The organism is Thermogemmatispora sp., assembly GCF_019683635.1.
GTDB lineage: Bacteria > Chloroflexota > Ktedonobacteria > Ktedonobacterales > Ktedonobacteraceae > Thermogemmatispora.
Map to the genome: position 1 here is coordinate 1 of NZ_JADGIA010000200.1, position 9,169 is coordinate 9,169.

At 59.0% G+C, this 9,169-nt stretch carries 4 protein-coding genes; 3 read left to right on the top strand and 1 reads right to left on the bottom strand.

The window, feature by feature from the left end:
• The first annotated feature begins 385 nt into the window (after window positions 1-385).
• Window positions 386-3,877, top strand: coding sequence for a helix-turn-helix domain-containing protein (locus IRZ31_RS17620; RefSeq protein ID WP_297156040.1), 3,492 nt, complete (start codon window positions 386-388; stop codon window positions 3,875-3,877).
• Window positions 3,878-3,898: 21 nt separating this feature from the next.
• On the opposite strand, the gene IRZ31_RS17625 is transcribed toward IRZ31_RS17620, so the two are convergent.
• Entirely contained in the window at window positions 3,899-5,527 is a 1,629-nt protein-coding gene (locus IRZ31_RS17625) for an acyl--CoA ligase (RefSeq protein ID WP_297156042.1), read from the bottom strand.
• Between the two features lie 319 nt (window positions 5,528-5,846).
• Between IRZ31_RS17625 and IRZ31_RS17630 the strand changes: the two genes are divergently transcribed.
• Together IRZ31_RS17630 and IRZ31_RS17635 are read left to right on the top strand one after the other, a co-directional pair.
• Complete coding sequence (locus tag IRZ31_RS17630; protein ID WP_297156044.1) at window positions 5,847-6,530, top strand: DUF4878 domain-containing protein; 684 nt, start codon at window positions 5,847-5,849, stop codon at window positions 6,528-6,530.
• A gap of 96 nt (window positions 6,531-6,626) precedes the next feature.
• Window positions 6,627-8,681: a TIR domain-containing protein gene (locus IRZ31_RS17635; RefSeq protein WP_297156046.1), complete on the top strand. Its 2,055-nt coding sequence runs from the start codon at window positions 6,627-6,629 to the stop codon at window positions 8,679-8,681.
• The last annotated feature ends 488 nt before the right edge of the window (window positions 8,682-9,169 follow it).

A 9,169-nucleotide genomic window follows, 5' to 3' on the forward strand; every position in this document is an offset into this window, starting at 1 on the left:
CTGCCCATCTGTCCTTCTCCTCCCGGCAAGCAAGAGTGAGTGCTCCTCGCTTGCCTGTATAACTAAAAGAGAATTTCGATCAATACAAATTTTTATCTATCGAGATGTATTGGATGTGTTTCTGTACTGAGATAAAAGATAGCTGGAAAAAGGTCGCAGAGAAATCCAAAACCGGAGACATTTCAGTCCCTCTTAGGGGCTATTGGCCGGACATTCTGAGGCCGCCAGGGAGACAGAGCCTCAATGGCCCGCGCAAGAGAGGAGAGCATTCGTAGTGAGTCGGAGGCGCAGAAGAGAAGGAAGGAGCCAGGTCTCAATTGAAGCTACGCTCTGACAATGGGATAAGCGAGAAGCCGCCAGGTTTGAGACGAGAGGGGAGCTTGCCATGCTTCGAATCACATTTCATCAGCAGCTCAGGCGTGAGCGACAGCGTCGGGGCTGGTCACAGGAGGATCTTGCCGCGCTCATCGGTTCGGACAAGAAGACAGTGCAGCGCTGGGAGACTGGTGATGGCCTGCCCCGTCCCGCTCTGTTGCGGAAACTGTGCGAGGTGCTGGAGAAGAGTCCTGAAGAGCTAGGGCTTATCGAGCAGCCCCGCACGCAGTGGGGGGCGAAGCCTGCCCCTGTCCACTTCTTCGGGCGCACGCAAGAGTTACAGACGTTGCGCCAATGGTTTGCAGAATGCCGCCTGATTGCGGTCTGTGGCCTCGGGGGCATCGGGAAGACGACGCTGGTCGCGCGCCTGGTTGAGCAGGTGGAAGCAGAGATTGAGTATGGCTACTGGTGCTCGTTGCGCAGCGCGCCGCCGCTGAGTCAGGTGCTGAAGGACTGGTTGCTCTTCTTTTCCAATCAGCAGCTGAGTGCCCCACCTTCGTCAGTGGAGGAGCAGCTCTCGCTCTTGATGGAGCTGTTACGCCAGAGCCGCTGCTTGCTGGTACTCGATAATTTCGATGCCCTCCTGCAAAGTGGCCAGCGGGCCGGCGCCTATCGCCCCGAGTACGAGGTCTATGGTCGCTTGCTAGAGCGCCTGGGCAGTGAGGCGCATCAAAGTGTGATTCTGGTGACGAGCCGCGAGAAGTTGCGCGAGGTTGAGCGTTTGAAGGGCCAGAGCAGTCCGGTGCGCTCACTGACCTTGCAGGGTCTCAGTGGCGAGGCCGGGCGAGCTATTCTTGAGGAAAAGGGCATCTTCGGCAGCGCGGAAGAGGTGGCCAGCTTGCTGCGCCGCTATGGGGGGAATCCTTTGGCGCTGCGCCTGGTGGCGGAGACGATCCGCGAGTTGTTTGCTGGCCAGATTGCGGCCTTCCTCGCCGCAAACCAGGCCGCCTTCGGCGATATTCGTGAGGTATTGGAGGAGCAGCTGCGGCGTCTGGCGCCGCGCGAACATGAGGTGCTCTCGTGGTTGGCGATTGAGCAGGAGGCGGTTACTCTGGAAGAGCTGCGAGCTGATCTGCTGCGACCAGAGGCTCAGCGGGAGCTGATCGAGACGCTGGATTCGTTGCGCCGCCGTTCGCTGATCGAGGTTCAAGAGCAAGGGCAGTTTACCTTGCAACCAGTGATCATGGAATATATCCAGGATGAGCTGGTGCGCCGCGCCTGTCAGGATTGCTTGCAGGAGACGTTCCTGACCTGGGAACAGTTCGCTTTTGTGAAAGCGCAGGCACGTGCCTATGTGCGCGAGAGCCAGATGCGCATGCTCCTGGCCCCGCTGGCCGAGATGGTCTGCAGCGAGCTGGGCCAGACGGCTCTTAAGGAGCGGCTCAAGCGAGCGCTCGAACGAGAGCGGCAGGCGCGCTACCCGCATGGTGGCTATCTTGCTGGCAACGTGCTTCAGTTGCTGATTTATCTGCAGTGGGATCTGCGCGAGTTTGATTTCTCAAGGCTGACGATTCGCCAGGCTTACCTGCAGCGGGCACGCCTGCAAGAGGTGAATTTCGCCTTCGCGCACTTCGTGGCGACGGTTTTTCAGAGTACCCTGACCAATGTTCTGGCCAGCGCTTTTAGCCCCGACGGGCAGCGGCTGGCTGTGGGAACGGCGAGCGGCGAGATCCGTCTCTATGATGGCGATTGCGAGCATTTGCTCCAGCAGCTGGAAGGCCATGCTGACGGGGTATGGGCCCTGGGCTTTACCCATGATGGGCGACGGCTGGTCAGCGGCAGCGATGACCGGACGCTGCGTCTCTGGGACCTGGAGACTGGTCGCTGTCTGAGTGTGCTGGAGGGGCATACCAATCGGGTGCGGGCCCTGGCGCTCAGCCCTGACGATCGCCTGTTGGTGAGCGGGAGTGATGATCAGACTTTGCGCCTCTGGGACCTGGAAACCGGGCAGTGCCTGCGCACGCTGGAGGGGCATCAGGGGCGAATCTGGGCGGTCGCGTTGAGTCCTGATGGCCAGTGGCTGGCTAGCGGCGACGGCGCGGGCACGCTGCGGATCTGGCACCTGCCAGGCTGGGAGCAGCCTTTATATGTGTTGCAGGGACACCACGATCAGGTACGTTCGCTGGCCTTTGGGGCTGCTGGAATGGTGCTGGCCAGCGGCAGCGACGACGGCACAGTGCGCTTGTGGAAGGTAGCCAGCGGGGAGGAACGTGCCGTTTTGCGCGGCCATGCGAATCGTGTCTGGGCGGTGGCTTTTAGTCCTGACGGCCAGTGGCTGGCCAGCGGCAGCGAGGACACGACCGTTCGCCTCTGGCGGACGCAGACGGGAGAGCAGGTTGCTACGCTGGCGGGTCATACTCATGGCGTGCGTACGGTCAGCTTCCACCCTGAGAGCAGGCGGTCCTGGCTGGTGAGCGGCGGTGATGATCAGACGATCTGTCTATGGGACTGGGCTAAGAGACATGTGCTAACGCGCCTGCATGGCTATACGCGCCGCATTCGGTCGCTGGCTTTTGATCCCGTGGGTCGCTGGCTGGCGGCAGCCTATGAGGGAGAAGGAATCGCTATCTGGGACTGGAGCAGCGGACATCTGTTGAAGCTGCTCCACAAGTCGCGGCATGAACCACTGAGCCTGGCTTTCAGTCCCGACGGGCAATGGCTGGCCAGCGGCGGCCAGGATGAGGTGATCTGGCTCTGGTCGATGCCCGAGGGCCAGGTGCAACGGCAATTCGCTGGTCATCGCGACTGGGTGCACAGCCTGGCTTTCAGCCCTGACGGCCACTGGCTGGCCAGCGGCAGCGAGGATGAGATTGTGCGCCTGTGGGATCTGGCCAGCGGCCAGATGGTGCATGAGCTGCGAGCCGGCTGCTGGATTCGGGCTTTGGCCTTCAGGCCGGGGAAAGAGGGAGGCCGTTGCTTGCTCGTCAGCGGGGGTGACGATACGCTTTTGCGCCTCTGGGACGTCAATAGCGGCAGCTGCGTGCGTACGCTGATGGGCCACAGCCGCCCGGTGCGCACGCTGGCTTTCAGCCCCGATGGTCGTTTGCTGGCCAGCGGAGCCGAGGATAGTCAGGTGCTGCTCTGGGAGATCGAGGGCGAGGCACCCCCGCAACGTCTCCAGGGCCATCGCGGACGGGTGCGCTGCCTTGCTTTTAGCGACGATGGTCAGTGGCTGGCAAGCAGTGGTGATGATCTGAGGCTCTGCCTCTGGCAGAGCAATGGCAGGCTGCACCATGTGCTAAGGAGTGGCCACGAGTATATGGTGCGCGCACTGGGCTTTGCACCGGCTGAGGCAGGTTCCCTGCTTGCCAGCGGCGGCAATGAGGGAGAGATCCGCCTCTGGGAGGCCGCAACCGGGCGCCTGGAGCGCATTCTTAGCCTGCCGCGCCCCTATGAAGGGATGAACATCCAGGGAGTGCAGGGCCTGAGCGCCCTGGAGAAACAGGCCCTGCTCGCGCTGGGTGCTGTTGAAGGCGCCCGGTTGGAGAACACGCCCAGCTAGCTGACCTGACCCTCTGGCGCTCTAAACAACGGGTCCCTCGGTGTTGGTGAGGCGACGCGCACGCTCACGCTCTTTGAGTTGACGGCGCAGGATCTTGCCCGAGGGCACGCGCGGTATAGCTTCGATGAATTCGACCAGATGCAGTTTTTTGTAGCCCGCTACCTTGCTGTTGACAAAGGCCATCAGCTCCTCGGGCGTGGCCGTCTGGCCGGGGCGAAGGACAACAAAGGCCTTGGGAATCTCTCCGGCTTCAGGATCATCGACCCCAATGACGGCAGCATCGAGAACAGCAGGATGCTCCAGCAGGACGGCCTCGATCTCGGCAGGGGCAATGCTGAAGGCTTTGTACTTGATCATCTCCTTCTTGCGATCAACGATGTAGAGGTAGCCGTCAGCATCGATGTGGCCGATATCGCCGGTGTAGAGCCAGCCGTTGCGCAGGACACGCGCCGTCTCAGCCGGGTCTTTCCAGTAACCAAGCATGACCTGGGGGCCGCGCACGACAATCTCGCCATCCTCGCCGACAGGCAGCTCGCGCTCTCCAGTCTCAATATCGACGATTTTCTGTTCAGTGTCATAGACCGGCAGGCCGCCGCTGGCTGGGCGAATGCGCGCGGGATCAAGTGGGGAGAAGTGGGTATCGGGCGAGGTTTCGGTCAGGCCATAAGCCTGGATGACGTTGATGCCGGTGCGCTCGCGCAGCCGGATCGCCAGCTCGGGTGCTAAGGGGGCAGCAGCGGACATCAGGTATTTGACTGTCCTCAACCTGGCAAGTTGCTCGTCGCTGGCGTTGAGGAGTGTCTGGACAATCGGCGGAACGGCAAAGAACCAGGTGACGGCCTGCTGTTCGCAGAGGGCCAGGGCTGTATCCAGTTCGAAGCGTTCCATGAGGATCTGCCTGCCGCCGGCGATGAGAAAGGTACCGGTCAGCAGGACGCCGTAGATGTGGTAGAGGGGGAGAAAGATCAGGGTGGCATCGGCAGGCGAGAGGTTGGCCGCGGTCACCACCTGGAGATGGTTGCAGACGAGATTGCGGTGTGAGAGCATGACGCCGCGTGGCAGGCCGGTGGTGCCCGATGAATAGGGGAGGGCCAGCAGGTCATCTGGAGCCAGGTCAACAGGTGCAGGCCGGCGCGGCGAGGATTCGCGTAGCAGACGAGCGAAAGGGACAGCTTGCGGCAGCGCTTCAGGCACCTGGGACCCGGTGACGATGATATGGCGCAGCGCCGGGAAGGTCTGCCCTTGCAGGACGCTTATGAGTATGGGCACAAGCTCACGTTGGACCAGGATGGCGCGCGCTTCGCTGTTCTCTAGCTGGTAGGCGATTTCCCGTTCCTTGTAGGAGGGGTTCATCGGGCTGATGACGGCGCCAATGGAGGAGGCCGCCAGGAAGGCGATGGTGTATTCGGGTCGGTTGAAGGTGAAGAGACAGATGATGTCCCCTTTGCCCAGGCCCAGAGCACGGAGGCCGTTGGCCAGGCTATTGGTCATGGCGATGACTTCGCAGTAAGTCAGGCTGAGGTTGTGATAGATAATGGCGGGCCGCTCGGGTTGCCGCTCTGCCACGGCTCGGACGAGGGTATCATAAGGAGCTTCGGGATAGCCCAACGGCGGGCGGAAGAGTTCGGGAGCAGTCTGTTTGTCGACCATGCCTGAAGTCCTTTCTTCAAAGGCCAAAAGAACGTCGCTCCATTGTTTATGAGCATAACTTGCTCACAAGCGCCGGTCAAGAGACTCTGCCACTCCCCTTTTTCGGGCGCTGATCTGATCTGCCCACGCTGATCAAGCCACTTGGGCGATGGTAGACAGAGGCAAATTTCTACGTGTAGATACGTTTCCTTTTTAGAAACGGGGAAAGAAACCTTTGACTGTCTTGTGCTCGTGCAAAGCCAGAGAGGCAGGTGAGACTGATTTCCGCAGTCCCGCCTACATTGTCCGTTAGAGAGCCGAGCCAAAGGAGCGAACTGACATGGGCTATGATCCTCACCAGCCGCAGGGCGGTTATAGTCACGGGTTCCAGCCTGCAGGAAAGGAAGGAGATGAGACTCCACCGCCACCGCCACCGTCTGTTCCGGGAGGCTATGAGCCAACGCAGTACGCCGGCCCGACGCAGTATGGATCGCCATACGTGACTCCACCGCCACCACCAGTCTACCCAGAGGTGGCTTCTGTTCCTCCCAGTGTCGGTCGGTATGGGATACCCTCAGTGCAGCCGCCACGCCAATCTTTACGCTGGCTCTGGATTACCCTGGCCATTATCGCCGGGGTCATTGTGCTTGCTTGCGGCGGCTGCGCCTTGGTGGGTTTCATCGCGGCTCTTAAGACAAATGCTGATTCAACCGTGAATGACTACTACTCGGCTATTAAGCAGCAAGATTATCAGCAGGCTTATTCCTACCTGTTGACCGATACGCTGACTATCCAGGGGAAGCGGATTAGCGTAACACAGGGGAGCTTTGTGCTGATAGCCCAGGCTCTCGATCAGCAGAATGGGCCTGTAACCAGCTATTCGATCACAAGCAGCAGTACAATTGGAGGTACGGCAACAGTTGTCGTGCATGTCACCCGTTCCAGCGGCCTGGCCTATGATGTGTACCTGCAGCTGACGCAGATCGATAACGAGTGGAAAATCACTCAGTTGGATAATATCTAATCCCGGTCAGCGGCACGCTTAAGGCAGGTCAGCACAGCCGCGAGCGCGCACATCAGCATCGGCCACCGGGAGACGCGAGAAGGGAGCCAGTTATCGATGGATAGAACGGAGCAGCCTGACCGTCAAGCCACTATCTTTATTTTTATAATCTGCGCTCGCGAGGATCATCGTCTTCTCTACCTGCTTCTCCCATTTATGAACTACTTAGAGTTCTTGCTGGGCGCCGTTCTCCGCACATCCACAGATCTACGGCCCGGTGCTCACATGGAGGCGGAGTTACTTAGGCATATCGAGTCCGCCGATGTGCTCCTGCTGTTGATCAGTCCCGACCTGCTGGCATCGCCGATCTACACAAGAGCCATCTCGCTAGGATTAGAGCGCGCGCGACGGGGTGAGTTACAGCTGTTCCCCATTCTTGCCCGGCCTATCTCGCTTGAGAGAACACCGCTCGCTTCTTTGCAACTGCTCCCACGCGATGGGCGCGCGCTGAGCGAAGAAATTGCCAGAGAGCGGGCGCTACTGGAAATCCTTCATGAGGTCCTCCTGACCTGCAGAGAGCTTCAGAATCGACGACGCCTTTCGCCCTCCTCACCAGCTGCTTCTTCGGAGAGCAGGACACGCGGACTGGCAGCACCAGAGCTGCTTCCCACGAGCTACCGCCTGGATGAGGTCTTTAAGCGTACGGGTCTGCCCACAGTGACCTTTGTGCCGCCTTCCATCTTCGAGCAGCTGAAGCTAGCTCTTGTTGAGCCAGGGCGCAGCGTGGTCATCGAGGGGCCTTCGGGCATCGGCAAGACCACGGCGGTGCAAAAAGCCGTCCAGCAACTCGGAGAGGAAGAGATACTTAGAGCAGAGCGACCGACGATCACTTTCTTGAGCGCCCGCGCGCCCGCTGACCGCGAGCGGCTACGCTCTCTCTCAGAGTGGCATCGCGGTGTGGTGATTATCGATGACTTCCACCGCCTGGAGCCTGACCTGCGCCAGGAGCTGGTCGATTATTTGAAGCTGCTGGCGGATACACAGCCCACAGACCGTAAGCTTGTGATCATTGGTATTCCGGGCACGGGCCAGAGCTTCGTCAGTGCCGTCGCTTTCGATACGGCTATGCGCTTCGATCGCTTTAAGATGGGCCGCGCCAGCGATGAGGAGATTCTGCAACTGATCAGGCAGGGAGAGCAGGCTCTCAACGTGATGTTTGAGCGCAAGGAGGATATTCTTCGGTTGGTCGACGGAAGCTTTATTCTGACGCAATTCCTCTGCTACTATCTCTGCGTGGAAAATAATGTTCTTCAGACGCAGCCATCGCAAGTTGCCATCCGGCATCAGTTTGATAAGGCCGTTCAGGATCTGATGGGCACGCTGGAGGTGAAATTTGATCTCGCCGTCAAGCAATTCGCTATTGCTGGCGGGCCTTATGATCAGACCAGTCTCACTTTGCTGGAAGAGCTGAGGCAGAACCGCGAGGGAGTCCTCTGGCTTTCCTTGCTCCAGCAGCAGGAGCCAGGACGCGCCCGCGATCTGGAGCGCTTCTTCAAGGAAAGCTGGTCTCAGGCGATCGCCTCCTATCCCCCTCTGGCGTATCATCTCTTCTGTGATCCCACAGTTGGCGTGTTGCTGGCGGAAGATCCGACCCTTATTTTCTATCTACGCCACTGCAATTTGGAGGAGCTGGCTCGCAAGGTCGGCAAACGCCCTGCACCAAGCAGGCGGCAAATCTTTATTTGCTATGCCCGTCAAGATAAACGGTGGTTGGAGCGTCTGCGTATTCATCTGGCTCCCCTTGAACAGAAGGGAGTGTTCGATCTGTGGGACGATACGCTGATCAGTGCTGGCAGCCGCTGGGAGCAGACGCTGGAGGACGCCATCTTGCGCGCGGGTGTGGCCATTGTGCTGGTCAGTGCCGATTTTCTAGCGTCCGAGTTTATCCAGAACAATCAGCTGCCGAAGCTCTTGGAGCGCGCCCGTCTTGGCGGCACTTTAATTATCCCCATCATTGTCAGCCCCTGTCTCTTTGAGGAAAGTGAGCTGCATTGCTTCCAGCCAGCTCTTGATCCTCAGAAGCCGCTTGCTATTCTGCCTCCTGCAGCTCAGGAGCAAACGCTTGTGAGCATTGCCCGTCGCATTACAGCTGCTGTGACTGAACAGCCATAGTGATTCCAAGCTACGCCGTCAGGCCGGTCAAAAAGCAGGCCCCCCCTATCTCCCAGTTATTGTTTTGCACCGCTTTGCCATCGCTCACGCGCGCTCTCACCTGAAGCCGCCCTGTCCCCGGTTCTATACCTCTAGCAGCAGTGCATTAAAAATCTGTTAACATTGATCACAGCCCCCATTTTCCTTATATTCAAATTGACAGATGAGGTTCATCTTTTCTAAACTCTAAGCGAGGTCTCCGCACTGATCGATATCCTACGGGATCAAATAGAAGCAAGGCAGTATTTCATGACAGCTCTGGCCCTGCTGGGAATGCAGGCCGATTCTGTAGAGAGGCTGTGGCTTCTGGTGCCAGTACGTATTGAATGCTCGTTCATAGTACAGGCCAGGCATCAGGCTAGCTGGGCATAGTGAGGATCTACCTGAGAATAGCGGAGCCTGGTCTCTCTATCTCTTGAACAATGATAAGATGAATTAGAGAATAATAC